The organism is Marinomonas profundimaris (assembly GCF_000508165.1).
GTDB classification, from domain to species: domain Bacteria; phylum Pseudomonadota; class Gammaproteobacteria; order Pseudomonadales; family Marinomonadaceae; genus Marinomonas; species Marinomonas profundimaris.
The window spans coordinates 72,575-98,025 of the sequence record NZ_AYOZ01000061.1 but is presented as its reverse complement, the minus strand read 5'-3'; the positions used below and the strand labels follow the sequence as shown (position 1 = coordinate 98,025).

General features: G+C 42.9%; 25 protein-coding genes. 17 read left to right on the top strand and 8 right to left on the bottom strand.

From position 1 onward, the window contains the following. The first annotated feature begins 131 nt into the window (after positions 1-131). The 4 genes from D104_RS35830 to D104_RS35815 all read left to right on the top strand — a co-directional run bounded on the left by D104_RS35830 (position 132) and on the right by D104_RS35815 (position 6,760). Positions 132-1,769 (top strand): coiled-coil domain-containing protein, encoded by a 1,638-nt coding sequence (locus D104_RS35830; protein ID WP_024025504.1) that lies wholly within the window; start codon positions 132-134, stop codon positions 1,767-1,769. A gap of 165 nt (positions 1,770-1,934) precedes the next feature. Next, the gene (metH, locus tag D104_RS35825; RefSeq protein WP_024025503.1) at positions 1,935-5,669 is read left to right on the top strand and encodes a methionine synthase; all 3,735 of its coding nucleotides are present in this window, start codon (positions 1,935-1,937) and stop codon (positions 5,667-5,669) included. A gap of 40 nt (positions 5,670-5,709) precedes the next feature. Beyond that, positions 5,710-6,318: a cob(I)yrinic acid a,c-diamide adenosyltransferase gene (cobO, locus tag D104_RS35820; RefSeq protein ID WP_024025502.1), complete on the top strand. Its 609-nt coding sequence runs from the start codon at positions 5,710-5,712 to the stop codon at positions 6,316-6,318. Between the two features lie 88 nt (positions 6,319-6,406). After that, positions 6,407-6,760: a RidA family protein gene (locus D104_RS35815; RefSeq protein ID WP_024025501.1), complete on the top strand. Its 354-nt coding sequence runs from the start codon at positions 6,407-6,409 to the stop codon at positions 6,758-6,760. Between the two features lie 33 nt (positions 6,761-6,793). Here the strand turns inward: D104_RS35815 and D104_RS35810 are convergent, their stop codons facing one another. Continuing rightward, positions 6,794-7,288, bottom strand: coding sequence for a cyclic nucleotide-binding domain-containing protein (locus tag D104_RS35810; RefSeq protein WP_024025500.1), 495 nt, complete (start codon positions 7,286-7,288; stop codon positions 6,794-6,796). A gap of 305 nt (positions 7,289-7,593) precedes the next feature. Between D104_RS35810 and D104_RS35805 the strand changes: the two genes are divergently transcribed. After that, on the top strand, positions 7,594-9,180 hold the full coding sequence (locus D104_RS35805) for an ABC-F family ATPase (RefSeq protein WP_024025499.1): 1,587 nt from the start codon (positions 7,594-7,596) through the stop codon (positions 9,178-9,180). A gap of 69 nt (positions 9,181-9,249) precedes the next feature. Here D104_RS35805 and D104_RS35800 read toward each other — a convergent pair whose 3' ends face one another. From D104_RS35800 to D104_RS35785, 4 genes are all read right to left on the bottom strand, one after another. Beyond that, the gene (locus D104_RS35800; protein WP_024025498.1) at positions 9,250-10,092 is read right to left on the bottom strand and encodes an MOSC domain-containing protein; all 843 of its coding nucleotides are present in this window, start codon (positions 10,090-10,092) and stop codon (positions 9,250-9,252) included. 117 nt (positions 10,093-10,209) lie between these two features. Beyond that, positions 10,210-11,376: a type III PLP-dependent enzyme gene (locus D104_RS35795; protein WP_024025497.1), complete on the bottom strand. Its 1,167-nt coding sequence runs from the start codon at positions 11,374-11,376 to the stop codon at positions 10,210-10,212. A 267-nt stretch (positions 11,377-11,643) separates the two neighbouring features. Beyond that, on the bottom strand, positions 11,644-12,063 hold the full coding sequence (locus D104_RS35790) for a DUF6691 family protein (protein ID WP_024025496.1): 420 nt from the start codon (positions 12,061-12,063) through the stop codon (positions 11,644-11,646). Between the two features lie 10 nt (positions 12,064-12,073). Beyond that, complete coding sequence (locus D104_RS35785; RefSeq protein ID WP_024025495.1) at positions 12,074-12,472, bottom strand: YeeE/YedE family protein; 399 nt, start codon at positions 12,470-12,472, stop codon at positions 12,074-12,076. Between the two features lie 221 nt (positions 12,473-12,693). Between D104_RS35785 and D104_RS35780 the strand changes: the two genes are divergently transcribed. Both D104_RS35780 and D104_RS35775 read left to right on the top strand, forming a co-directional pair. Further along, on the top strand, positions 12,694-13,158 hold the full coding sequence (locus D104_RS35780) for a DUF6942 family protein (RefSeq protein ID WP_024025494.1): 465 nt from the start codon (positions 12,694-12,696) through the stop codon (positions 13,156-13,158). After that, complete coding sequence (locus D104_RS35775) at positions 13,158-13,598, top strand: tellurite resistance TerB family protein (RefSeq protein WP_024025493.1); 441 nt, start codon at positions 13,158-13,160, stop codon at positions 13,596-13,598. The genes D104_RS35780 and D104_RS35775 overlap by 1 nt, the downstream gene beginning before the upstream one ends. Positions 13,599-13,670: 72 nt before the next feature. Here D104_RS35775 and D104_RS35770 read toward each other — a convergent pair whose 3' ends face one another. After that, positions 13,671-14,255, bottom strand: coding sequence for a superoxide dismutase (locus tag D104_RS35770; RefSeq protein WP_024025492.1), 585 nt, complete (start codon positions 14,253-14,255; stop codon positions 13,671-13,673). 157 nt (positions 14,256-14,412) lie between these two features. Between D104_RS35770 and D104_RS35765 the strand changes: the two genes are divergently transcribed. From D104_RS35765 to cysN, 3 genes are all read left to right on the top strand, one after another. Further along, positions 14,413-15,333: a hypothetical protein gene (locus D104_RS35765; RefSeq protein WP_024025491.1), complete on the top strand. Its 921-nt coding sequence runs from the start codon at positions 14,413-14,415 to the stop codon at positions 15,331-15,333. Positions 15,334-15,545: 212 nt separating this feature from the next. Then, positions 15,546-16,451, top strand: a complete 906-nt coding sequence (cysD, locus tag D104_RS35760; RefSeq protein WP_024025490.1) for a sulfate adenylyltransferase subunit CysD — start codon at positions 15,546-15,548, stop codon at positions 16,449-16,451. Positions 16,452-16,481: 30 nt separating this feature from the next. Beyond that, positions 16,482-18,095 carry a sulfate adenylyltransferase subunit CysN gene (cysN, locus tag D104_RS35755; protein WP_024025489.1) on the top strand — a complete coding sequence of 538 codons (1,614 nt, stop codon included), beginning with the start codon at positions 16,482-16,484 and terminating at the stop codon, positions 18,093-18,095. 72 nt (positions 18,096-18,167) lie between these two features. On the opposite strand, the gene D104_RS35750 is transcribed toward cysN, so the two are convergent. Both D104_RS35750 and D104_RS35745 read right to left on the bottom strand, forming a co-directional pair. Next, complete coding sequence (locus D104_RS35750; RefSeq protein WP_024025488.1) at positions 18,168-18,902, bottom strand: siderophore-interacting protein; 735 nt, start codon at positions 18,900-18,902, stop codon at positions 18,168-18,170. Next, positions 18,899-19,348, bottom strand: coding sequence for a MarR family winged helix-turn-helix transcriptional regulator (locus D104_RS35745; RefSeq protein ID WP_024025487.1), 450 nt, complete (start codon positions 19,346-19,348; stop codon positions 18,899-18,901). The genes D104_RS35750 and D104_RS35745 overlap by 4 nt, the downstream gene beginning before the upstream one ends. Positions 19,349-19,526: 178 nt before the next feature. Here D104_RS35745 and D104_RS35740 point away from each other — a divergent pair, with 178 nt between their 5' ends. The 7 genes from D104_RS35740 to tolR all read left to right on the top strand — a co-directional run bounded on the left by D104_RS35740 (position 19,527) and on the right by tolR (position 25,432). Next, on the top strand, positions 19,527-20,018 hold the full coding sequence (locus D104_RS35740; protein ID WP_024025486.1) for a GreA/GreB family elongation factor: 492 nt from the start codon (positions 19,527-19,529) through the stop codon (positions 20,016-20,018). 189 nt (positions 20,019-20,207) lie between these two features. Continuing rightward, positions 20,208-21,980, top strand: coding sequence for an aspartate--tRNA ligase (aspS, locus tag D104_RS35735; RefSeq protein WP_024025485.1), 1,773 nt, complete (start codon positions 20,208-20,210; stop codon positions 21,978-21,980). 160 nt (positions 21,981-22,140) lie between these two features. Further along, entirely contained in the window at positions 22,141-22,698 is a 558-nt protein-coding gene (gene ruvC / locus D104_RS35730) for a crossover junction endodeoxyribonuclease RuvC (protein WP_024025484.1), read from the top strand. Next, a complete protein-coding gene (ruvA, locus tag D104_RS35725; protein ID WP_024025483.1) occupies positions 22,695-23,297 on the top strand; it encodes a Holliday junction branch migration protein RuvA in 603 nt (200 codons plus the stop codon). Before ruvC ends, ruvA begins: the two co-directional genes overlap by 4 nt. Positions 23,298-23,300: 3 nt before the next feature. After that, a complete protein-coding gene (ruvB, locus tag D104_RS35720) occupies positions 23,301-24,314 on the top strand; it encodes a Holliday junction branch migration DNA helicase RuvB (protein ID WP_024025482.1) in 1,014 nt (337 codons plus the stop codon). A 9-nt stretch (positions 24,315-24,323) separates the two neighbouring features. Continuing rightward, the gene (gene tolQ, locus D104_RS35715) at positions 24,324-25,004 is read left to right on the top strand and encodes a protein TolQ (protein WP_024025481.1); all 681 of its coding nucleotides are present in this window, start codon (positions 24,324-24,326) and stop codon (positions 25,002-25,004) included. After that, entirely contained in the window at positions 25,004-25,432 is a 429-nt protein-coding gene (gene tolR, locus D104_RS35710) for a protein TolR (RefSeq protein ID WP_024025480.1), read from the top strand. Before tolQ ends, tolR begins: the two co-directional genes overlap by 1 nt. Positions 25,433-25,451 lie beyond the last annotated feature (19 nt).

Sequence of the window (25,451 nt, the reverse complement as noted above, 5' to 3'; positions counted from 1 at the left end):
TAGAGGCTTTTTTTATGGCGTCGGATAAGCTTCCTAAAGGGGGTTCTTTACGGGTTCTTTGCATTCTAAACTTAAATCTGGCATAAGAGTGGTAACCTATTGTCGACCTTGAGTTTATTAAGGAGCGAAAAATGAAAGTACGTACGACGATTTTGATTCCAATCACCTTAGGCTTGATGATGTCAGCTTGTAGTACCACTACTCGCCAGCAGACAGAGTCTGTTGCGGAATCTGAAGCCAGTAATGTAGACGTCTCTGCCAGCATTCCAGCTCTTGCTGCTAATATTTCGACTGAAGATACCAACAGCGATGCGTTAGAAAAAGAAATCGCATCAAAAGAAACGCTTATCGATTCTCTTCAGCAGCGGCTCATCAACAATGATAAGCAGCTTTCAGCATTAGATAGGTCGTTGGACGAAAAAGATAAAAATATCGCTTCCCTACAAAACGCGTTATCGAATGCCGATAACCTTGCGGATTTAGAAAAACAAAAGAAATCACGAGAAGCTTTGGAATCGCGTTACGCCGCCTTAAAGCTGGACAATGACTTATTGACTCGTCGAATTAATCAATTGGAAAATGAAAACACATCATTGAAACAGCAGGTTTCTAGCTTAGAATCCATGCCAACGTCACAAGATGCCTTCAAACAGAGTTATCTTACTTTATTGAGCGAAAACACCGATTTACACAATAAATACGCAAATCTGGAGGCCGATAACCAGTCTAGCCAGAAGCAGCTTTCTGCATTAAAAAAAGAAAATTTGATTTTGGGTGGCGCATTGTCAGATGCAAGAGCACAGCATCAAATCCTTTGGGACAAAGTTCATGCGTTACGCAATGCCTCAGGAGTTTCTGATGAGTCAGATCTAGACCAAACTGACTTGGCTAACCGCCAAATTGAATCCGAAGAACTATCACCTGAGTTCGAATCCATACCGGCCCCAATTTATCTTACTGATAACGGTAACAACACGGATGACTCACTATTACGCATCGACTTGATCAACCTTGAAGCGCAGGTCGAAGATCAAAAATTGATTATTGAAGAGTACCAGAATGATGTTTTGGCTTTAGAATCTGCGCTAGATGAATCCGCTGATTACGAAGCTCGTTGGAAATCACTGGATGACAAGCTCGCATTGGCAATCGAGAACAATGCACTTCTTAACAAGCAATTGAATGATGCACAAGAAAGACTAGCAAACAGTCAAGCAGAGATGAGCGCGTTATCTTTGCGCCTCAATAGCACGCAACAAGCATTGGAATCAAATGAAAACAGTAACATTACAACCGCCGCGGCCATTGATTCGTTAACATCACAATTGACCACAACACTTCGAAACGTACAGTGGCAAGTGCCAAATGAAATTGCGTTGCATAATACCTTTGAGATTCTAGTGTCCGCTAATATTCAGCCATCGCTCGCTGGTCAAATGTATTTAGCCGAGTTGGTAACCGACAGCGACATCAGGATGATCAGTGACCCAGTTGCAACGGCGGTTGTGCAAAACGGACGATTGCAATGGCGCTGGCGTGTATCCGGTTTGAATGAGAAGCCAAAAGCACAACTCAATCTATTTGTTAACCAACAGATTAGCTTTGAAGGTCAAACGTTGGAACGACAAATATATCGCGGCAATGAAACCCTGTCTCTTATCAACAACAATTTATTTGAAAAATACGGTTATTGGGCCATCGCTATTTTGTTCGGTTTACTGGGCGGATTTCTGATTGGTCGAATCAACAAACAGAAAAATACGCTGTAATATCGAATAAAAACGAACAATACATCACAAGTGTGGATCTGGCATTCGTTAGATCTGCACTGTCTTCTCCCTCGAATCATTCAACTCTTCATTACTATTTTTCAACGTCAAAACAATCGCTTTTCGGTATAGTACGTTTGCATATTCTTTTTTGAGGTGGTGAGCGTGGTAAAGTCCGATTCGTATTCTATTATTGAGAAGCGACTAGCTGATAATGTATTAATCCTTGATGGCGCTATGGGCACCATGATCCAAGCGTATAAGTTGGAGGAAGAGGATTATCGAGGCGAGCGTTTTGCGGACTGGCACAGCGACGTAAAAGGCAACAACGACCTTCTTTCTTTGACTCAGCCGAAGATCATTAAAGCGATTTATTCAAGCTATCTCGCGGCTGGCGCAGACATCATCGAAACCAATACTTTTAATGCCAATTACATTTCCATGCTGGATTACCACATGGAAGACCTCAGTTACGAACTGAATTTTGAATCTGCACGTTTGGCGCGCGAAGCGGCCGATGAATTCACTCGACAAAACCCAAGCAAGCCGCGCTTTGTCGCCGGTGCCGTTGGGCCAACCAGCCGCACCTGTACTATTTCGCCAGACGTCAATGATCCTGGTTTTCGTAATGTGCATTTTGATGAACTCGTTGAAGCTTATACAACCGCGGTTGACGGCTTGATTAAAGGTGGTGTTGATCTCATTTTGATTGAAACCATTTTTGATACCTTGAATGCAAAAGCGGCTATTTATGCGGTATTGGATTATTTTGAGAAAGCGGGTGTTCGTTATCCCATCATGATTTCTGGCACCATTACCGATGCATCAGGTCGTACTTTATCTGGCCAAACCACGGAAGCCTTTTGGAATTCAATTTCACACGCCAAGCCAATTTCTGTCGGTTTAAACTGTGCGCTTGGGCCAAAAGAGCTGCGTCAATATGTTGAAGAATTATCTCGTATTGCCGACACACATGTTTCTGCTCACCCCAATGCCGGATTGCCAAACGCCTTTGGCGAATACGACGAAACACCAGAAGAAATGTTGGAAGAAATTCAAGGCTGGGTGGATTCTGGCTTTCTTAACATTATTGGTGGTTGTTGTGGCACGTCACCAGAACACATAGAAACCTTTGCGAAGGCGTTTTTCGATGCAACACCTCGTGTTATTCCAGAAATAGAAAAAGCCTGTCGTTTGTCTGGTCTTGAACCTTTTAATATTGATGGCAACAGCTTGTTTGTTAACGTTGGTGAACGAACTAATGTAACGGGTTCGGCCATGTTTAAGCGCCTTATTAAAGAAGGCGATTTTGATACCGCGCTGGATGTTGCTCGTCAACAAGTTGAAAACGGTGCGCAAATTATCGATATCAACATGGACGAAGGCATGTTGGACTCACAAGCCGCTATGGAACGTTTTCTTAAGCTGATCGCATCAGAACCTGATATTTCACGCGTGCCAATTATGTTGGACTCTTCTAAGTGGGAAATCTTAGAAGCCGGTTTGAAGTGGGTTCAAGGTAAGGGGGTTGTGAACTCCATAAGCATGAAAGAGGGCGAAGAAAAGTTCAAAGAACAAGCCCGCAAACTGATGAAGTACGGCGCGGCGGTCATTGTTATGGCCTTCGACGAAGACGGGCAAGCGGATACGCGCGCACGTAAAATCGAAATCTGCCGTCGCTCTTATCACATCCTTGTTGATGAGGTGGGTTTTCCTGCGGAAGATATTATTTTTGACCCTAATATTTTTGCTATCGCGACAGGCATCGAAGAACACAACCGTTATGCATTGGATTTTATTGAAGCCGTGGGTGACATTACTCGTGAGCTGCCATACGCCAAAATTTCCGGTGGTGTGTCAAACGTATCGTTTTCATTCCGTGGTAACAATCCTGTTCGTGAAGCCATTCATGCCGTATTTCTGTATCACGCCATCAAGCAAGGCATGACGATGGGGATTGTGAACGCAGGGCAGTTGGCCTTGTATGAAGACATTCCCAAAAAACTTCGCGATGCCGTAGAGGACGCCGTACTTAATCGTACGCCAGACGCGACCGATAATTTATTGGCCATGGCGGGTGAATTTGCCGGTACGGGTGAAGTGGCGGAGAAGGAAACGCAAGAATGGCGTGGTCTGTCGGTCTCAGATCGCCTTAGTCATGCGCTGGTTAAAGGCATTACAGAGTTTATTGATGAAGATACAGAAGAAGCTCGACTGGCGTTTGCACGACCATTGGAAGTCATTGAGGGGCCTTTAATGGATGGCATGAGCATCGTTGGTGATTTATTTGGTTCCGGTAAGATGTTCCTACCGCAAGTGGTAAAGTCAGCACGAGTGATGAAAAAAGCCGTTGCCTATTTAATGCCTTATATCGAAGAAGAAAAAGCCCGCAACATGGACACGGCGTCTTCTAGTAATGGCAAAATTGTTATGGCCACTGTAAAAGGTGATGTGCATGACATTGGTAAGAATATTGTCGGCGTCGTGTTGCAATGCAACAACTTCGAAGTAGTCGATCTGGGCGTTATGGTGTCGTCAGAAAAAATTCTGCGTACGGCAAAAGAAGTTGGGGCAGACATGATCGGCCTGTCAGGATTAATCACACCATCGTTAGATGAGATGGTGCATGTTGCCAAAGAAATGGAGCGACAAGGGTTTGACTTACCTGTAATGATCGGTGGTGCGACGACATCGAAAGCGCACACAGCGGTTAAAATTGAGCAAAATTACAAACGCAATCAAGTCGTTCATGTGACAAATGCTTCTCGCAGCGTTGGTGTGGCGAGTGCATTGCTGAGCAAAGACAAAGAACGTCGCCAGAAATTTGTTGACGACATTCAAATAGATTATGAAAAAACACGTATTCGTTATAAAGATCGTGTAAAAGCGGGGCGCCGTGTTTCGTTGGCAAAAGCGCAACTTAATAAAGCGCCAATCGATTTTACACAGAACATTGTTACCCCAAAACAATTGGGTGTGACTGTGCTCACTGAAAAAGACATCGATTTTTCCATTGTAAAAAAATACATTGATTGGACGCCATTTTTTCAAACTTGGGAACTCGCTGGTGCGTACCCACGAATTTTAACAGATGAAGTGGTTGGTGAAGAAGCAACACGTGTTTATCATGATGCGCTTATGATGCTGGACGAAGTGATTGCCACCAGTGAGCTGCAAGCTCGCGCTGTGGTTGGGTTGTTTCCTGCCAATCAAGTGAATCATGACGACATTGAAATTTATTCAGATGAAAGTCGAACCGAAGTAATTAAGCGCTTATCCTTTCTCCGTATTCAGAATGAACTCACGGCGCCGGGTAAATACAACCACAGTTTAGCCGACTTCGTTGCGCCGAAGGACAGTGCCATTCCAGATTACATTGGTGCATTTGCGTGTGCAGCAGGGTTTGGTATCGACCCAATTGTTGCGAAATACGAAGCGGATCATGATGACTATAATTCCATCATGATCAAAGCCGTTGCAGATCGTTTGGCGGAAGCTACCGCCGAATATCTCCATGAAAGAGTTCGTAAAGAATTCTGGGGCTATGCGCCATCAGAAGAATTAAGCTGCGAACAACTCATCAAAGAAAAATATCAAGGTATTCGTCCTGCTCCTGGGTATCCTGCGTGTCCAGACCATACTGAAAAAGCAAAAATTTGGACACTTTTAGACGTTAAAAATAACACCGATATGGACATTACTGAAAGTTTTGCCATGCTGCCTACGGCCGCGGTGAGTGGCTGGTATTTTGCTCACCCAGACGCCACTTATTTTGGCGTTGGCAAAATAGGCCCTGATCAGATTGATAGCTATGCAGAAAGAAAAGGTATGAGTAAAGACGACGCTGAGCGTTGGTTAGCACCAAACCTTGGTTACGACCCTGAAGACGATCGCATTTAAGTTAGCATCGTGTTGTTTATGAAAAAGGTAGGCTAAAAGCATGTCAAAAACCATTACCGATCCAGTCCTGCATGCAAAGCGCATGCAGGCAATTAAGGCACATGTTGATAAGCGTATTGCCAACGCACAAGAAGACAAAGGTACTTTTGTTTTACTGACGGGTAATGGCAAAGGCAAATCTAGCTCAGCACTTGGTATGGTCGCTCGCGCTTTAGGCCATAACATGAAAGTGGGGGTTGTTCAGTTCTTAAAAGGCGAATGGAACACCGGCGAGATTGATTTCTTTAAAAAGCAAGATGGCGTGCAATGGGAAATTATGCCCGCTGGATTTACGTGGGAAACACAAAATCGTGAGTCTGATATCGCGTCCTCACAACAAGCCTGGGAAAAAGCAAAGGCGATGCTGTCTAATTCAGGCATGGATCTTGTCGTTCTGGATGAATTAACCTACTTACTGCACTATGAGTATTTGAATGAAGGTGATGTTCTCAATGCCATCATGAACCGACCTGACAATCAACACCTTGTCGTAACCGGTCGAGGGGCTTCAGATGCTTTCATTGAACTGGCTGATACGGTCAGCGAAATCAAAGAGATCAAGCATGCGTTTAAAAGAGGCATTAAGGCGCAAAAAGGGTTAGAGTTCTAAACGATATTAATATCGTTTATCTGGTTGGTTTTTATAGGAATATAAGATATAAAACTGTGTCCATATTTTAAATATAATAGAGGTTTTAATGGCTACCATTGAACGCATGGAAGTAGGTCAGCGTATGAGTCGAATCGTTAAACACAACGAAACGATTTATCTTTGTGGCCAAGTTGGCGCAGATGCAAATGCAGGCATAACTGAACAAACTCAAACAATGCTCGATAAAGTTGAAGTTTTACTGGAGCAAGCGTCCTCGGATAAGGCGAATATTCTTTCTGCTACTATCTACGTTCGTGACATGAAAGATTTTGCTGCAATGAATGCCGTCTGGGATGCTTGGATTCCTGAAGGTTGCGCTCCTGCTCGCGCTTGTGTTGAAGCGAGAATGGCAAGGGCGGAACTGTTAGTCGAAATTTCCGTTGTTGCTGCATTGAAATAATGTCGCTTTAGCTGGTACGCCTTGTGCCAGCTCTCACTCTTCTTTCAGTAGTTGATCGTTGTCAACTAAGTCATCGCTTAATACTCTAATGGTTCTCGCCATGTCTCTTGATAAATTCATCAGTAAAATACCAAAGTCAAAAGCATATTGATCGTGCAGGTCACTGAACAATAGGCTGGATATTTCAAGTAACAAGCACTCTTCCAAAGCGTATAGGCTACCAACGCGTTCATGTAACGCAATCATGGAAACAAAGCCAATGGCTTCACCAAACTGAATCGTACGAGTGCGCGTTATTTTCTCGTCATGGTGTTTGTAAAAGTCTAGGTTGCCGTGTAATACCGCATAAAAACTTCCCCCTTTACTGCCATAGGCAAAAACTTCATCGCCTTTTTTCGCTTCATGTAATACACCGCTTTCCAATAAAAAATAAATGGCCGAATCGGATAGGGCGCCAAAAATGGAGCCTTGTTTTAAATGTGATGGTGATATGTCGTATTGTGTTTGTTGTGACAAAACTGTTTTCATTTTAACCTCCGCCGCTATGAACTCCTTTCATGTCATCGGCTATAAAACGTATTTCTAAATGGTGTAGCTAACTCTATAAGTTTTAGGCGTATTTTAAACAGAGTGATAGCGTTGTTTTGTATTGTCTAGTAACACTTTTACATCGCTGTGTAACAGTAAGTTCACGATTTTTTTGTGTAATAAGTGCTTTCTCGCTTAAAGAGTAGAAGCAATCTGTGCGATAATGCGCCACATCAACGTTGCTTTTATTATTTTTTCAAATATATAAGCCTCATAATTTACCTCATGATATACGGAAGAATACTTTGTTAACGACGGCTAACATCACCATGCAATTTGGTGCAAAACCTCTTTTTGAAAATGTCTCTGTTAAGTTTGGAGAAGGGAAACGTTACGGTCTTATTGGCGCCAATGGGTGTGGTAAGTCGACCTTTATGAAAATTTTGGGTGGCGATCTAGAGCCGAGCTCAGGAAACGTTTCTAAAGACCCAAATGAACGTCTTGGTAAATTGAAGCAGGACCAATTTGCATACGAAGAATACTCTGTTATCGATGCCGTTATCATGGGTCACACTGAGCTTTGGGCAATCAAAGCTGAAAAAGATGCGATTTACGCAAACCCTGAAATGACCGAAGCCGATGGCTTGCGTGCTGGTGATTTGGAAGCAGAATTTGCAGAAATGGATGGCTACACATCCGATGCAAGAGCCGGTGAGCTTTTATTAGGCGTTGGTATTCCAACAGAGCAACATTACGGCTTGATGAGTGAAGTTGCGCCTGGCTTGAAATTGCGAGTGTTGCTTGCACAAGCGTTGTTTTCAGATCCAGAAATATTACTTCTTGATGAGCCTACCAACAACTTGGACATCAATACCATTCGCTGGTTGGAAGGTGTGTTAGTTGAACGTAACTGCACCATGATCATTATTTCCCATGACCGCCATTTCTTGAACTCTGTTTGTACAAACATGGCCGATTTGGATTACGGTGAATTGCGCTTGTTCTCCGGTAACTATGACGAATACATGACCGCTGCAACTCAAGCACGCGAACGTTTATTGTCAGATAATGCGAAGAAAAAAGCACAAATTAACGAACTGAAATCCTTTGTAAGTCGATTTTCTGCGAACGCGTCTAAATCCAAACAGGCAACGTCACGCGCTAAGCAAATCGATAAAATTCAGCTTGAAGATGTAAAGCCTTCTAGCCGTCAAAACCCATTTATTCGCTTTGAACAAGAGAAAAAATTGCACCGCATGGCGGTTCAAATCGAAAATGTTGCTAAGTCTTATGATGAGCAATTGTTCAGTGGTTTGAATATGATGGTGGAAGTTGGCGAGCGGATTGCGGTCATCGGTCCAAACGGTATTGGTAAAACAACGCTGCTTAAGTGTTTGGTTGGTGATACCGATCTGACAAAGGGTGAAGTGAAGTGGTCTGAAAATGCCAATATTGGTTACTATGCTCAAGATCATCATCATGAATTTGAGAAAGACGTTGATTTGATCGAATGGATGGCTCAATGGGGTCAAGAGGGCGACGATGAGCAAATTATTCGTGGCACATTAGGTCGTTTGTTGTTCTCTCAGAATGACATCAAAAAATCCGTTAAAGTACTGTCTGGTGGTGAGCAAGGCCGTATGCTGTTTGGTAAGTTGATGCTTCAAAAGCCAAATGTTTTGGTAATGGATGAGCCAACGAACCATATGGACATGGAATCGATTGAGTCTTTGAACTTGGCGCTAGAAAACTACCCAGGTACATTGATTTTCGTTTCTCATGACCGTGAGTTTGTTTCTTCTCTTGCGACTCGTATTGTTGAAGTAACCAGTGAAGGAATTGTTGATTTCCACGGTACATACGACGAATACTTGGCGAAGCAAGAAGCGTAATTCTCTGAACTCTCTGGACTTAAAAAAGGAAGACCAATTGGCCTTCCTTTTTTCGTTACGTGCCGACACTTATTTTTTTCGTCTGTCGGTATAGGTTTCTGGCGTTTTGTACTCAAGCACTTCTACTTTGTCATTAACGTGAATCTCTCCGGAATTAAGAGCAATCATATTGATACCGAAGGTAATGCCTTTGTTATCCAGAAGACGAAACTTCCCAAGTGTTTTTAATGGCTCTCCTTTTGGGAGGCGTTCCGCTGTTTCGGGGTCCAATGTCGTAAAAATACAGCGTATACAAGGCTTCACGTTCTCAAATTCTACGTCACCAATTCTAATGCGCTTCCATGAATCTTCTTCAAACGCACTATTTCCTTGAATAACGAGATTAGGTCTAAATTGTGTCATGGCAATGGCCTGTGTGCAGGTTGTGTTTAGCTCTTCCAATGACGCGCGTGTGGTCAAAAGAAATGGATAACCGTCTGCGAAGGCAACAGGTGACTCTGGCCTACGGCTTGTAAAACGTTTCGATTGTTCTGAAAAGTGCACAAGACAGACAGATTCATTCAGTACATCACTAAACCACGTATTGATGTTTTCTTTGGCCTTCTGAGCGCGCAGTGTATCGTCCCAAATCAAGACATCTTGGTGCTCAGTTGAAAGATCGTCGGAATTAATCTCTATAAAATTGGGGTGGCTTGGGTGTGATAGTTTCCATATTCCCCGTTTAATCCACTCTGATTTTATGAGTGTCAGCGTGGGGTATTCTCGACCTGTAATGAATTCGCCATTGGGTTTGATGATCATGTATCGCCTATCACCCCAAAGACCTTCTGCAGAAACTTGGCTGCTCTTTAATGGAATGCCTTTAATGGACTTTATTGGATAGATGGATAGGTCGCTGAGAAAGTAAGTCATAAAAGTTCCCTTTTTTAATCAGTACTTATTATTGCCTAGGTCTAAATACTTTCCAATAAAAAAGCCTCAGAGGGTTTTACTCTGAGGCTTTCGATTTCTAACTAGCGAGTTAATGCCTTACAAATAATAAGACGCCAATGGTGGGAAGCCATTAAATTCAACCGCGCTGTAAGTTGTTGTGTATGCGCCAGTGGACAACCAGTACATGCGATCACCGATTGCCAAATTTAGTGGCAAGCCGTATTTATAGTTTTCATACATGATGTCAGCGCTATCACAGGTTGGTCCTGCAATGATAACTTCTTCTAATTCTCCGCCTTTGTCTACATGGATAGGGTATTTGATAGACTCGTCCAATGTTTCAATTAGACCAGAAAATTTACCAACGTCTGTGTAAACCCAACGGTTTAAAGCAGTATGAGATTTACGAGAAATTAACACCACTTCACTGACCAATACGCCGGCGTTAGAAATCAAAGAGCGACCTGGCTCAAGGATGACACGCGGTAAATCGGTACCAAAATCCTCTTCCAAGAAACGCGTAATTTCTTCTGCGTAAGTAGAAAGCTCATTCGTACGGGTAATATAGTTAGCAGGGAAGCCGCCACCCATATTAATCATCTGAAGCTCGATGTTGTCTTCTTCTTTTAGGCGCTCAAAAATTACTTTTACGCTGGCGATGGCGGCATCCCACGCACCGATATCGCGTTGTTGTGAACCCACGTGAAAAGAGATGCCGTAAGGAATTAAGCCAAGCTCTTTCGCCAGTACTAATAAATCCATCGCCATGTCTGGACGGCAGCCGAATTTACGTGAAAGTGGCCAATCCGCAGTGACGGTACCTTCTGTCAGGATGCGAACGTATACGCGAGAGCCTGGAGCCGCTTTTGCAATGTTTCGCAAGTCGGCTTCCGAGTCAGATGCAAACATGCGCACGCCTTTTTCATAAAAATAGCGTACATCTTTTGCTTTCTTGATCGTATTGCCAAAGCTAACGCGCTCTGGAGAAATATCGCCAATCGCCAATAGTTTGTCTAATTCATAGCGTGATGCAACATCAAAGTTTGAGCCACGATCACGAAGTAGCGTTAGGATTTCTGGGGCTGGATTCGCTTTAATGGCGTAAAAAATATCAGCAACAGGAAAGCCTTTCGTTAGCTCAGTGTAGGCTTCATCGATAATTTCAGTATCGATGACAACAAAAGGGGTTTCTTTGTCTTCTGCAAAGGCTTTAAAGCGAGCGAAACGCTCTGGTGTGTAGAAAGAATTGACGTCAACAGTCATAAGTAGAGAACTCCTTAATGGTACAAAACATAAACCGATTATAAGTAAACGCCTTTACCTTCTCCCGTCCTACTTATGGCTGTTACTTATCCGGCCAAATGAGGCCTTAAGCGACTAGCGCAGCAGTTGAAGCGGTGCGGATTATGTTCAGCAATGACGCGGGCGCAATTTAAAACCAAGAGGCCTTTACGTCAAGTTTTTTTTTGCACTTTAAAGTAAAAAAAAGAGACTCCGAAAAGTCTCTTTTTTGCTTACTTTGTTTTGAGGCTATTTATTGGTTATTCGGGTCTGAAAATAATGCACACTGCTCCCTACGATCAGAGCAATAACAAAATAAAAACCTTCACTTGGATTGTTTACCATTGCGGTAAGTCCTGGTCCTGGGCAGTAGCCACTTAGGCCCCAACCTATACCAAAAAGTGCTGAGCCAATGACGAGTTTAGCATCGATATTTCGTGCTGTTGGTATTTGCCATACGTTAGTTAGTAAAGGCTTTAAGCTTTTTCTCTTGATGTAATAACCAATCATGCCAATCGCAATGGCGCTTGCCATAACGATAAGTAAAGAAGGGTTCCAATTACCAAAAATATCCAAGAAACCAATTACAACGGCTGGGTTTGTCATTTCAGAAAAAGCCAAACCTAACCCAAATAGCAAGCCAGAAATGAGCGTAATAAAAGCATACATAATCATTTTCCTAATGTAAGACTGAAACAGTAATGATGGCAGTGAGCATGAAAATAATCGTCGCTGCGATGGATCGTGGAGACAGTCTTGATATGCCGCACACACCATGACCGCTTGTGCAACCACCCCCAAGCCTTGTTCCATAACCTACTAAGAGCCCGGAGACAATCAAAAGAAATGGGCTTCGAGCTTCAGGAAAGGGCACGGTTTGATCTGTTAATATTCCGTACGCACTGCCGCCAATAACCAGACCCGCTATAAATAGGAAAGGGTAGAGTCGATCTCTATTGAATAAGAGTTGCGCAAAAATGCCGCTTATTCCAATTACCTTACCAATGCTAAGAAGATAAACTACCGTAGCGACACCGATTAACAGGCCGCCAACTAAAGGGTTAAAAACACTGTCCATTTTTTGCTCCTTAAATTATATAAGCTTATTCTAATGTATATAAATAAGTAATGTCTAATGTAATTTCACTTTGTCGATTGAATCTATAGCATAAGACGATTGCGGTTTGCGCGCTGGCTTTCTTTGATCAGCGGTGTGAGCTTCATTACACACTCTTTACCCAATATATAGCTGATAAGTTAATATGCACACTGTATTCTGTGGCTAATCAGGAGGTCGAAATGGAAAAATTGTGGTTAGGCGCCTCGGTTGATGATGCTAAATATGTTTTTCTTTTGCCAAACGTGCCGGTGCTACCGGATAACATAGATAGACCATTGACTATAAAACCGAATGTTTCTCAGTTGATTGAGCTAAATGGTAATCATTGGCGAAAAATTTTCACGATAATGGCAAAACTTGTTGTGGTAGGTGACTGTGATTGGCGAACATGCCGCGATGAAAAATTATTCGATTCAGTTGGTGTTGCTTTTTCATTGGATCAAGTTGATGGCTATAAAGGTGTGCTTTTTATTGTCGGCAATACGTTCCGCGAAGTGATGCCCATTTCGGATCGAGCGAATGAGGTAGGTTCGAAATGCTTGGCGCATGTTGCCTATCCTGTTATTTGGTGTCCTTATTTAGATTACCGGCAGTTTCCTAATATTTTAATAGAAACGCTTCGTGAATATATTTTGGAGAAATAATGCTTAATGCTTTGAAAAGCCTTTTTACTGCGCAAGTGGAGCAGGGCGAAGAAATCCCTTACCAAAAAGCGGTTGCAGCACTGCTTATGGAAGTTATGTTGGCAGATCACAATGTTGATGAAAAAGAAGAAGAGCAAGTGAAGCGCTTTCTTCGAGAAATTAGTAATTTGGGTGATGACATTGATGTGCTTTATGCAGAAGCTCATTCTGGTGTTAATGAGGCCAATGATCTTTACCAGTTTACCAAGGTGATTAACAACACCGCGACATTAGAGCAAAAAGTGTCATTGCTGAAGGGTCTATGGCGAGTAGCTTTGGCTGATGGTGATATAGATGCACATGAAGATCATCGTATTAGAAGGATTAGCGAGCTGCTTTTCATGCCTCACTCAGAATTCATTCAGGCAAAACTTCATGTGCAGAATGAACTTAATACTTAACAATAACTTTTGGTGTCCAAAACAAAAAAAACGCGGCAAAAGCCGCGTTTTTTTGACTGGTCTTTAAAGTGCTTAGGCTGCGAAGTTCGCTGCTGCGAATTCCCAGTTAGCCAATGCCCAGAAACCTTTAAGGTAATCAGGACGTACATTGCGGTAATCAATGTAGTAAGCGTGTTCCCATAAATCCACAGTAATAACAGCTGTTTGTCCACTTGTTAGTGGTGTTGCTGCATTACTCGTGTTTACGATCTCTAACGAGCCGTCAGTATTTTTAACCAACCAAGTCCAGCTAGAGCCGAAGTTATTGACCGCTTTGTCATTAAATGCAGCTTGGAATTCAGCAAAAGAACCCCATTTTGCATTGATTGCATCAGCCAATGCGCCTGTTGGTTCGCCGCCGCCATTAGGGCTTAAGCTGTTCCAAAAGAATGTGTGATTCCAGATTTGAGCTGCGTTGTTAAAAACAGGACCAGCAGGAGCAGATACAATGATCTCTTCCAGTGATTTATTTTCGTATTCAGATCCAGGAACCAAGCCATTTAGTTTAACAACATAGGTGTTGTGATGCTTGCCGTGGTGGTATTCAAGCGTCTCAACAGACATGTGAGGCTCTAGTGCGTCTTTAGCATAAGGAAGAGCGGGTAATTCAAAAGCCATTTCAATTCTCCTTGCTTTTAATTAACGAAAAATGCTTGTTATCAAGCAGTTAATGGTGCTTATATAGTAGCACTGAACATCTTAAGATAATATTATTTAGGATTGTTCCAGACCATTTTTCCATAATTTATGTTAATAGCGACTATATAAGATTTCCATGCGAAGAGACGATGATGTTGAGATCCCAAGCCTGACTCTGGATCAAGATGAAGTCAGCGATAGAAGACCGAATGCTGCTGCCCCAAAGAGCCGCTCGACCCCTTCTCCAACAAGACCGGCCCATGCCCCAAGTGTTGTTCATAAGAGAACAAGCTTGGCTGGCGTCTATGTATTATTACTGCTCATACTTTCTGCATCTGCAGGGGCTGGATATTGGTTGTGGCAGCAAAACATGCAACTCCGTAATGAGTTGTATGGTGCGAAAAGCGAGATACAAAACTTAGATCACCAATTACTGGCCGCGGATGTTTCTGCGAACAAACAAGGCGAAACGTTAGAAGAAATTCTAAAGAATCACGGTAGTGAAATTCGCAAACTTTGGGGTGTGGCTTATGACACAAATCGTAAAGCTATCGCAAGTAATAATGCATCAATTGACGACATAGAAAAGAAGCTTTCTTCGATGCGGGACACTATGTCAACTCAGTCTCAACGGATAGCAATACAAGCTGCAACCTTTAATGAAATTGAAGCAGGCTACAACAAATTAGTTCCTGCCGTTGCTCTAATAGATACCTCTGTAAAAGAGATGGGCGCGAAACAAGAAGGCCAATCTCAGCAATTGCTGGTCGTGAAAAATGCAATTGCAGCACAGCAAGGGCAAAACGAAGCACAAACATTAAGTCTTGATCAAATTTTGCAAGATTTGGCGACATTGCAGAATAAGGTGGTGGCAGTCGAAAAACAAACCGCTGACACTAGCTCTTCTGATATGAGCGGCATCCAACAAACATTGGCTGCACATCAAGATGCGATTAATTCAAGTGATGCATTCAGAACACAAGTGAATGGTGAAATTATTCGCCTGCGGAAACAGATAAATCAGCTGATGCTGGAACAACAATTTAACGCCGAATAAACTGTTTGAAATACCAAAAAAGGCCGACATGTTCGGCCTTTTTTTCGTCTGGGTAATGCACTTTTGCTTATTTTATGAAACCTATAAAAGCTATGCTTATAAAGCTTTTTTAATATGCATATGCAACTAAAGTCTAAATACTAAGGTTTTTATAACTTTAAGGCATGTTATAGTTTGATGATACACAATCCTTACAACAGAGATGAGGAATTATGACTGAGGAAAGGTTAACTCACCTAAAGCAACTAGAAGCTGAAAGTATTCATATTATACGTGAAGTTGCTGCCGAATTTGACAATCCAGTGATGCTGTATTCAATCGGTAAAGATTCGGCGGTCATGCTGCATCTTGCGATGAAAGCATTTTATCCTGGTAAACCGCCATTTCCTTTGATGCATGTTGATACGACATGGAAATTCAAAGAGATGATCACCTTCCGCGATGAATTGGTTGCGAAGCTTGGTTTGGAGCTTATCGTCCACAAAAACCAAGAAGGTATTGATCAAGGCATTGGTCCCTTCACTCATGGAAGCTCAAAACACACCGATGTGATGAAAACACAAGGTTTAAAACAAGCATTGGATAAATACGGTTTTGACGCTGCATTTGGTGGCGCTCGTCGTGACGAAGAAAAATCCCGCGCCAAAGAGCGCGTATATTCTTTCCGTGACAAACAGCATCGTTGGGACCCTAAAAACCAACGCCCTGAGCTATGGAATATTTACAACGGCAAAGTGAATAAAGGCGAAAGCATCCGTGTTTTCCCACTATCTAACTGGACTGAGCTGGATATTTGGCAATACATTTATTTAGAAAGCATTCCAATTGTGCCTCTGTACTTCTCTGCAAAACGACCTGTTGTTGAGCGCGATGGCACCCTGATCATGGTTGATGATGAACGCATGCCACTTAATGGTGAAGTGCCAGAAATGAAGTCTGTTCGTTTCCGTACGCTTGGCTGCTATCCATTAACGGGAGCCGTTGAGTCAGAAGCTGCATCTTTGCCTGAAATCATTCAGGAAATGTTGTTAACGACCAGTTCCGAGCGCCAAGGGCGAATGATCGACCATGACTCTTCCGGTTCAATGGAAGAGAAGAAGAAACAGGGCTACTTCTAAGTTTGAAGTAAAGTAAGTTTGGAGTGAAAAATGTCTCACCAATCAGAATTGATCAGCCAAGACATACTTGGCTATTTGAAACAACATGAAGAAAAAGATCTACTGCGCCTTCTTACTTGTGGCAACGTAGATGATGGTAAAAGCACACTAATTGGCCGCTTGCTGCACGACTCTAAATTGATTTATGAAGATCATTTAGATGCGGTTAAGCGCGACAGTAAAAAATCTGGAACGCAAGGCGAAGAAATCGACTTAGCGTTGCTAGTGGATGGCCTTCAAGCTGAGCGAGAGCAGGGCATCACGATTGATGTGGCTTATCGCTACTTTTCTACAGAAAAGCGCAAGTTCATTATTGCTGATACGCCTGGGCACGAACAATACACACGTAACATGGCAACAGGTGCTTCGACGTGTGACTTGGCGATTATCTTGATTGATGCGCGTTACGGCGTACAAACGCAAACTCGTCGCCATTCTTACATTGCCGCATTGCTTGGTATTAAGCACATTATTGTTGCGGTGAACAAAATGGACTTAGTGGATTTCTCCGAAGCGAAGCATGACGAGATCAAATCCGACTATCTTGCGTTTGCTGATCAACTTGGCGACCGTAAACCACAAGACATTCAGTTTGTTCCTATGTCCGCTTTGCAGGGCGATAACGTGGTTAACACATCTGATAAAATGACGTGGTACAAAGGTCTTCCTTTGATGGCGATGTTAGAAACGGTTCAAATTAATCGCAATGTAAAGCGAGATTCCTTTCGTTTCCCTGTTCAGTATGTGAATCGCCCGAATTTAGACTTCCGCGGCTTCTCTGGAACCATTGCCGCCGGTGTTGTTAAGCCGGGTGACGAAATTGTTGCTTTGCCTTCTGGAAAAAAATCAAAAGTTGCCGAGATTGTGACTTACGATGGTAATTTGGAATCAGCAAAAGCAGGCCAGGCAGTGACGATTACGCTAGAAGATGAAATCGACATCAGTCGTGGTGATATGCTGTCGCACCCAGGTCAAGAGCCACTCATCGCTTCCACACTCCGTGCGTCTGTTGTATGGATGGCTGATCAGCCATTGGTTCCTGGTAAGCTTTATGACTTCAAGCTTGGCACTCAAACGGTGCCAGGTAAAGTGCACCACTTCAATCATCGTGTTGATGTGAATACACTTGTACAGAGTGATATTGATTCCCTTGAATTGAACGGTATTGGCGATTGCGTTATTCAATTTGACGCGCCCGTCGCATTTGATGAATATCAAAACAGCCGTTTGACTGGTGCATTAGTTATTATCGATCGCTTAACGAATGTAACGGTTGGTGCAGGCATGGTGGAAGAAGCCATTGCTGAATTAGACGCAGATACGGTCGTTAGTGCGGAAGATCGAGCTGCACGTCTTGGTCAAAAGCCAGCGGTCATCGCATTGTCTTCTGATGTTTTAGCGAAAGCAGATGCGTTAGAGCGTCTATTGCTCCGTCAAGGTATTGTGGCTTTAGTTAAGTCTGATGCAACAGAGCAAGAAACGACACTGATTCGTCAAACCGGCATTGCGTTCTTGATCTCAAACGCAGCCATTGCGGATTCTGAAATAACAGAGTCAGCATTGGATGATGTCGTTGATTTGATCGTAGAGAGTGTTCGTTTGTAACGCTTTTACAATTCAAAAAAAACCAGCTCATGAGGCTGGTTTTTTTTGCTTTAAATATTGTCGTTATATTATTTATGCTTCAGCATCGTTGCGCTTTTCAATTTTATGCTCATCTTCGTTAATGCCAAGCTTCCAGTAGCTGGAAATATAAAGATTTTCTTTGCTGATATTCTTTTCATTTTTGAAAAAATCACGCAGTGCTTTCATACTGTTAAATTCACAAGCCGCCCAAACAGAGGCGTTTCCATCAAGCCAATGAAGTGACTTAACTTCGTTGAGCAGGGCGTTCGAATCGGTACCAGGGTAAGGATTTATAACCCATTTTATTTCTATATTTTCAGGGTGCTTTAATGTTTGTATATCGTCCTCAGACACTACTTCAATAACGGCGTAGCCTTTAGCGCTGTATGGTAGCTCACCCAAATTAACGCTGATGGCAGGCAATGCGGTCATATCACCCACCAAAAGCTGCCAGTCAGACGACGATTCAATGAGTTTTTTTGGGCCAGGACCGCCAATTATGATGGTATCACCAGATTGTGCCGCTTTAGCCCATGTAGAAGCGGGGCCGCTGTCTTCATGAAGCATAAAGTCAATGTCTATTTCATCCTTTCTATGATGGCGGATTGTGTACGTTCTCATTAATGGTCTTTCATTACCATTTGGGAAAATCAATTTAACGTAACTGCTTTCTTGGTCATCTGGTAATGCTTTTACACTTTCCCCTCCTAATGTCAGGCGGAGCATGTGAGGAGTCACGAGTTCTTTTTTGATGACAGTGAATTCTTTAGGTTGTGGTCTGCTCATTCTGATTCCTTAATGCTTACAAGGTCTTTGGATAAATTGTCTATCATGATATTGGCAACAGTCAGAAAGCTTTTAATTTGCTCGTCCGTTAATGCTACTGCCATTTTACTTTTTGTTTCTTGGTCTATTTTTGCAATAAGTGCGATCACCGATTCACCAAGGTCAGTAAGAGAAAGTGCTTGGCTGCGGTGATTATTTGGATGTGGCATTTTCTTAACATACCCATCAGCCAACATTTTTTTGATGATTCTGGTGACTTGAGATTTATCTAAACGAAGTCGAATTGAAATGTCTTTTGCACTGCAATCGGTAATTTTATCGATACACTTCAAAGATCGAATGTAAGTAATAGGCAAATCAACATTTTGCTGACTTATTGCGTTTTTTAGCTCTCCTTTATAGGTGGAAATCAATTTGTGAAGCGTTTCGCTAATATTATCTGTCATGTTAAAGTGCACCTAAACGAGAATGACTATCAATATATTTAATGGGGTTGACTTTGTCAACCTTGCTTCAGTTAAATCTAATGATGTGCGGGGATTTTCATGTTTCTTGTGAATTTCTATTTTTTTTAGCTTGTCGAGGTTAAGATGCAGGCCATTATGATTGGGTTAGATAGTATCTATGAAAAAGTGTGACATCCATGACGCGATAACCGAAGCGCTCTTAAAGCGCTTTAAAACTGCAGAATTTGCTGCGTCACAGGCGCATCAAGCGGCGACAAATAAAGAAAGTGTGGCTGAAAATAAATATGACACATTTGGCCTAGAAGCCTCTTATTTGGCCCATGGCCAATCTCAACGAGTTGTAGAGTGTGAACAAGATTGGCTTCTCTTTAGTAAAAAAGCCCCGTCGCAATACCAGGTCGGTGACGCAGCCACTTTATGGTGTGCCGTTGAGTTAACGCCAGTAGATTCACCAACACCCTCAAGGAAGTATTTTTTTATTTCTCCTTGTGCGGGTGGACTTGTCGTTGAGGTTCAGGAGCAAGCGGTGTATGTGATTACGGCATCGAGCCCTGTTGGCAAAGCAATAATAGGAAAAACAACCGAGGAAGAGGTGCATTTAAGCCAAAATGGCGTTCAAGTGGTGTATGAAATAACCTCTATTCAATAAACCCTCTCTTGTATTGGACAAATTTGGCTCAGGCTCTAGAGAGTCAGACTCTGTTCGCATATAATGCTTTGCCTTAAAATATTCGTTTCTTCTGTGTGGTGTTTAATATTCAGTAACCCTTTACTGGCCCACAGAAAATACTCCAAGAACACATCACTCTCTTACTGAGACAGTAATAGGATAGAAATTATGCGCAGCCATTATTGCGGCGAGTTAAATGCTTCTAACATTTCACAAGAAATTACTTTATGCGGTTGGGTTCATCGTCGTCGTGACCACGGTGGCGTTATTTTCCTAGACATTCGAGATCGCGAAGGAATCACTCAGGTTGTATTTGATCCAGATCGTGCGGAAAGTTTTGCCATTGCTGACAGTGTGCGTAATGAATTCGTTGTTAAAATGACAGGCCGTGTTCGTGCTCGCCCTGAAGGCACAACCAATGCAAACATGCGCACTGGTGAGATCGAAGTGCTTGGTACTGATCTTGAAATTTTGAATGCGGCTCAAACGCCTCCATTCCAACTTGATGAGCATCAATCAGTAGGTGAAGACGTTCGTTTAAAAAATCGTTTCATCGATTTACGTCGCCCAGAAGTTCAAGCAAAAATGCGTTTCCGCTCTAAAGTAACGTCCGTTTTACGTCGTTACTTAGACGATAATGGATTTTTGGACATAGAGACGCCTATTTTGACTCGAGCGACACCTGAAGGTGCGCGAGACTATTTGGTTCCTAGTCGTACTCAGCAAGGCAGTTTCTTCGCCTTACCTCAATCACCACAGCTGTTCAAACAGTTATTGATGGTGTCAGGTTTCGATCGTTACTACCAAATTGCCAAATGTTTCCGTGATGAAGATTTACGAGCTGACCGTCAGCCAGAATTTACTCAAGTTGATATCGAAACCTCTTTTATGTCTGAAGAACAAATCATGGGCATGACGGAAGACATGATTGTTGGTTTGTTTAAAGAATTGATGAATGTTGATTTGGGAACTTTCCCTCGCATGCCTTATTCTGAGGCGATGGAAACGTACGGCAGCGATAAGCCAGATTTACGTATTCCATTAACCATTGTGACTGTCTCTGACTTAATGGCAAATGTTGACTTTAAAGTCTTCTCTGGCCCAGCAACAGACCCTAAAGGTCGTGTAGCGGCGCTTAAAGTACCTGGCGGCAATGCATTAACACGCAAGCAAATTGATGAATACACTAAGTTTGTTGGCATCTATGGCGCGAAGGGCTTGGCTTACATCAAGGTAAACGATAAATCAAACCTTGAAGAAGGCTTGCAGTCTCCAATCGTGAAATTTTTACCTGTTGCAGTGCGAGAAGAGCTGCTTACTCGTCTTGACGCTCAAGACGGCGATTTGATCTTCTTTGGCTCCGATTCTGAGAAAGTAGTCAATGAAGCCCTTGGCGCATTACGCTGTAAACTTGGTGAAGATATGGATCTTTACACATGTAAATGGGCGCCACTTTGGGTCGTTGATTTCCCTATGTTTGAAGAAACTTCAGACGGTGGCATCACGGCTATCCACCATCCATTTACGGCACCTTCTTGTTCACCTGAAGATCTTAAAGCCAATCCATTAACGGCATTGTCTCAGGCCTACGACATGGTATTGAATGGCACTGAATTGGGTGGTGGTTCGATCCGTATTCATCAGTCTTCAATGCAAGAAACAGTATTTGAATTGTTGAATATCAGCAAAGAAGAGCAAGAAGAAAAATTTGGCTTCTTACTAGATGCTCTGAAGTTTGGTGCGCCACCACACGGCGGCTTAGCATTCGGTCTCGATCGTCTTGTTATGCTTATGACGGGTTCTAGCTCAATTCGTGATGTGATTGCTTTCCCTAAAACGCAAAGTGCAACTTGTTTGTTAACGCAAGCGCCCGGTGAAGTGAGTGAAAAGCAATTGAAAGAGTTAAGTATTCGCGTGAGAAAACCTGTTGTCGAATCGTAAACCCCAAGGCTAAACTTATTTTAAAACAGTAAGTTATGTTAAGGGATTGCAAGAAAAACGTAAAAGGCCGCTTATTAGCGGCCTTTTTATTGATTTGCCATTGCATACTTAGGGAATGACTGTTGAAATATACAGTAATTGAAAATGGCGCAGGAAGATCATGGCCACGACCAGAATTTTAGCAATAGACCCAGGCTCCAGAATAACGGGCTTCGGTATTATTGATGTAATCAATGGCAAGTCCATTTATGTGAATAGCGGTTGCATTCGCCTTCCAGATGAAGCGCTTTCCGTTAGGCTTAAACATATATTCAATAATGTTTCGTCATTATTAGAGGAATATGAGCCACATGAATTTGCTATAGAGGAAGTTTTTTTGGCGAAAAACGCCAATTCAGCATTAAAGCTTGGGCAGGCAAGAGGGGCAGCCATTGTTGCCGCGTCCATTCAAGACTTGTTTGTTCATGAATACGCCGCTCGACGCGTAAAGCAATCTGTTGTCGGGAATGGTAATGCCGACAAAGAACAGGTGCAGTTAATGGTACAGTTATTATTAAAATTGTCCGCTAAACCACAAGCTGACGCCGCCGATGCTTTGGCGATTGCTTTGTGCCATGCCAATACTCGCACATCAGGTGGGCTTGAATATGGTGTTGGTAAGCGAGCAGGGCGTTCCGCAAAACGCTGGACAGAACAAGACGTAAGGAAAGCTTTGTGATTGGACGAGTTGTCGGTACTTTAGTAGAAAAAACACCACCAGAATTATTGGTTGATGTAGCTGGTATTGGCTATGAAATTAGTGCGTCAATGACGACTATTTATGAACTGCCGCAAGTTGGTGATCAAGTAGTATTGTTTACCCACTTTTTAGTGAAAGAAGACGCGCACACTCTGTATGGATTTATTCATAAAAATGAGCGGGCCTTATTTCGTATATTAATAAAGGTAAATGGTATCGGTCCAAAAATGGCACTTGCTGTCTTATCTAGCATGTCGTCAGAAGAGCTTATTTCCAATGTTCAGGAGTCGGATGTCGACGCGCTTACTCGCATCCCTGGGGTGGGCAAAAAAACTGCTGAGCGACTTATTATTGAATTGCGAGATAAACTTGGGCAAGCGGCAAAAAATGATTTGTTCTCAACCCCTACTGTATTGCGCCAAATACAAGCGGACCCTCGACAAGAGGCTGAAGCGGCTCTTATTTCATTAGGATACAAACCACAAGAGGCTGCCAAAGCCATTGCTGGTGTGCCCATTGATGCATCCAATAGTGAGGATGTTATTAAAGCTGCACTAAAAGGAATGCTGAGAAAGTAACATATGATTGAACAAGATCGCATTATTACTGCAGAGCTTAAAGGCAATGATCGGCAGGTAGATCGGGCCATAAGGCCGCAAGCACTGTCTGACTATATTGGGCAGCCCGTGGTCAGGGAGCAGATGGAAATATTCATTCAGGCTGCCAGGCAGCGTGAAGAGCCGCTGGATCATACCTTGATATTTGGTCCGCCAGGATTGGGTAAAACAACACTTGCTCATATTATTGGTAATGAAATGGAGACGGATGTTAAAACCACATCTGGACCGGTATTGGAAAGAGCGGGTGACCTTGCGGCATTGCTTACAAATTTGAATGAAGGGGATATCCTCTTTATTGATGAAATACATAGGTTAAGCCCTGCCATTGAAGAGGTGCTTTATCCTGCAATGGAGGACTATCAACTCGATATCATGATCGGTGAAGGTCCAGCAGCAAGGTCAATTAAAATTGAACTACCACCCTTTACGCTTGTCGGAGCAACGACTCGAGCCGGTCTGCTAACCTCTCCATTACGGGATCGATTTGGTATTGTCCAACGTCTTGAGTTTTATGATGTTGAGTCGTTAACGACAATTGTTGCTCGCTCTGCTGGTAAAATGGGTATGCAACTCGATCACTCCGGCTGCTTTGAGGTAGCGCGCAGATCGCGCGGCACCCCAAGGATAGCCAATAGATTACTTAGGCGAGTAAGAGATGTTGCTCAAGTCAGTGGTGAAGTACTGGTTGGGCAAAAAGTTGCTCAAAGAGCGCTGGATATGTTAAGTGTAGACAGTCAAGGTTTCGATCATTTAGATAGACGTATGTTATTGACTATGATAGAAAAGTTCGATGGTAGACCTGTTGGACTTGATAGTGTTTCGGCGGCATTAGGTGAAGACAAAGATACGATTGAAGATGTCATAGAGCCATTTTTGATTCAGCAGGGTTTTATAATTAGAACACCAAGGGGTCGTCAGGTTACAAAGCGTGCGTATGAACATTTTAATTACCAACTCCCTTCAGATTTTAAATAGAGGTTAATAATGTCAATTTGGGGTCTTATAGCCAGTGCTAGTTTCGTTGTTCAACTTGTAATGTTGATATTGTTAGCGGCTTCCGTTTTTTCATGGATTGTTATATTCCAACGTGTACGTGTATTAAAAGAAGCCAAAAAAGTACGTACAGCATTCGAAGAAAGCTTTTGGTCGGGTATCGATCTAAGTCAGCTTTATAGAAAGCTAACTCAAGAAGGTCGTAAGGTTGAAGGTATGGAGAATATCTTTACGTCAGGTATCAAAGAATTTACTCGATTAAGGCAGAGTCAAAATGTTGACCCTGACGCAGTTATGGATGGGGTGCAACGTGCAATGCGAGTGGCACTCTATCGTGAAGAAGAAAAGTTAGATCAACATCTGCCGTTTTTAGCGACAGTTGGTTCTACCAGCCCATACATTGGCCTGTTTGGTACAGTATGGGGGATTATGCATTCTTTTATTGGGCTTGCTGAAGTTCAGCAGGCAACACTAGCAACCGTCGCCCCAGGTATCGCAGAAGCATTGATCGCAACAGCCATTGGCTTGGCGGCCGCGATTCCAGCGGTCATTGCATACAACCGTTTTTCATCTGCGGCTGAATCACTCGGTTCAAGCTACGAAAACTTTGCGGATGAGTTTACCAGTATTTTACACCGTAAGGTTCATGTTAGAGAGGGAGGCGCTGTATAGTGGCTCGCTCAAGAAGAAAGAATAAACGTCGCCCAATGGCGGAAATTAACGTCGTGCCATATATTGACGTTATGTTGGTGTTGTTGGTTATTTTTATGATTACCGCACCAATGCTTACGCAAGGTGTTGATGTCGAGCTGCCGAATGCAAATGCATCGCCAATGCAGGACACCGATAATGATGTGATGATTGCTTCTATTGATTCGAAAGGTAAGTTTTACCTAGATGTCGGTGGCAAGCAAGAATCCATACCATTATCTCAATTGCAAGACAGAGTCAGAAAGGTGTTAAGCCAAAACCCCAAAATGTCCGTATTAGTGAGGGGGGATAGAAGCGTCCCATATGGTGATGTGATTGGTTTGATGGTTGCTTTACAAGCCGCTGGCGTACCGAACGTTGGGCTAGTAACAGAGCCGGAACGAAATTAATGAAAAGGTTCCGAAGTGA

Excerpts from the sequence above, each read along its gene's own strand:
- cobO (WP_024025502.1), top strand. The coding sequence starts at position 5,710 with ATGTCAAAAACCATTACCGATCCAGTCCTGCATGCAAAGCGCATGCAG.
- cysD (WP_024025490.1), top strand. The coding sequence starts at position 15,546 with ATGACTGAGGAAAGGTTAACTCACCTAAAGCAACTAGAAGCTGAAAGT.
- D104_RS35780 (WP_024025494.1), top strand. The coding sequence starts at position 12,694 with ATGGAAAAATTGTGGTTAGGCGCCTCGGTTGATGATGCTAAATATGTT.
- D104_RS35745 (WP_024025487.1), bottom strand. The coding sequence starts at position 19,348 with ATGACAGATAATATTAGCGAAACGCTTCACAAATTGATTTCCACCTAT.
- D104_RS35770 (WP_024025492.1), bottom strand. The coding sequence starts at position 14,255 with ATGGCTTTTGAATTACCCGCTCTTCCTTATGCTAAAGACGCACTAGAG.
- D104_RS35785 (WP_024025495.1), bottom strand. The coding sequence starts at position 12,472 with ATGGACAGTGTTTTTAACCCTTTAGTTGGCGGCCTGTTAATCGGTGTC.
- D104_RS35740 (WP_024025486.1), top strand. The coding sequence starts at position 19,527 with ATGAAAAAGTGTGACATCCATGACGCGATAACCGAAGCGCTCTTAAAG.
- D104_RS35830 (WP_024025504.1), top strand. The coding sequence starts at position 132 with ATGAAAGTACGTACGACGATTTTGATTCCAATCACCTTAGGCTTGATG.
- D104_RS35810 (WP_024025500.1), bottom strand. The coding sequence starts at position 7,288 with ATGAAAACAGTTTTGTCACAACAAACACAATACGACATATCACCATCA.
- cysN (WP_024025489.1), top strand. The coding sequence starts at position 16,482 with ATGTCTCACCAATCAGAATTGATCAGCCAAGACATACTTGGCTATTTG.
- tolQ (WP_024025481.1), top strand. The coding sequence starts at position 24,324 with ATGTCAATTTGGGGTCTTATAGCCAGTGCTAGTTTCGTTGTTCAACTT.
- D104_RS35815 (WP_024025501.1), top strand. The coding sequence starts at position 6,407 with ATGGCTACCATTGAACGCATGGAAGTAGGTCAGCGTATGAGTCGAATC.
- ruvC (WP_024025484.1), top strand. The coding sequence starts at position 22,141 with ATGGCCACGACCAGAATTTTAGCAATAGACCCAGGCTCCAGAATAACG.
- D104_RS35750 (WP_024025488.1), bottom strand. The coding sequence starts at position 18,902 with ATGAGCAGACCACAACCTAAAGAATTCACTGTCATCAAAAAAGAACTC.
- ruvB (WP_024025482.1), top strand. The coding sequence starts at position 23,301 with ATGATTGAACAAGATCGCATTATTACTGCAGAGCTTAAAGGCAATGAT.
- aspS (WP_024025485.1), top strand. The coding sequence starts at position 20,208 with ATGCGCAGCCATTATTGCGGCGAGTTAAATGCTTCTAACATTTCACAA.
- D104_RS35795 (WP_024025497.1), bottom strand. The coding sequence starts at position 11,376 with ATGACTGTTGACGTCAATTCTTTCTACACACCAGAGCGTTTCGCTCGC.
- D104_RS35800 (WP_024025498.1), bottom strand. The coding sequence starts at position 10,092 with ATGACTTACTTTCTCAGCGACCTATCCATCTATCCAATAAAGTCCATT.
- D104_RS35775 (WP_024025493.1), top strand. The coding sequence starts at position 13,158 with ATGCTTAATGCTTTGAAAAGCCTTTTTACTGCGCAAGTGGAGCAGGGC.
- D104_RS35765 (WP_024025491.1), top strand. The coding sequence starts at position 14,413 with ATGCGAAGAGACGATGATGTTGAGATCCCAAGCCTGACTCTGGATCAA.
- D104_RS35790 (WP_024025496.1), bottom strand. The coding sequence starts at position 12,063 with ATGTATGCTTTTATTACGCTCATTTCTGGCTTGCTATTTGGGTTAGGT.